The sequence below is a fragment of the Pollutimonas rozaliensis genome, from assembly GCF_048751585.1.
Taxonomy (GTDB): Bacteria; Pseudomonadota; Gammaproteobacteria; order Burkholderiales; family Burkholderiaceae_B.
Genome location: NZ_JAZHOB010000293.1, coordinates 1 through 247, shown reverse-complemented (window position 1 = coordinate 247; position 247 = coordinate 1). Strand labels below are relative to the sequence as shown.

1 protein-coding gene is annotated in these 247 nt (G+C 43.3%); it reads right to left on the bottom strand.

The window, feature by feature from the left end; genetic code table 11:
- A partial coding sequence (locus V0R37_RS22960; protein ID WP_420376674.1) for an alpha-galactosidase occupies positions 1–247 on the bottom strand: 247 nt, incomplete at both ends.

Below are 247 nucleotides of genomic sequence, written 5' to 3'. Positions count from 1 at the left end.
AGCGAGCAACCACTCTGGATGTGCGCGAAAGAGATCGGAGTTTGTATTGATCATTTCAGGTTCAAACCACAATCCAAACTCCATACCTAATTGATTCACATGTTCGACAATAGGTTGTAAACCATTCGGGTACTTAAAGGGGCATAGAAACCAATCTCCTAGGCCAGCTTTATCGCCATTTCTTCCTTTAAACCATCCATCATCAATAATAAAACGCTCAACGCCCATCTCTGCTGCTTGAGTTGCC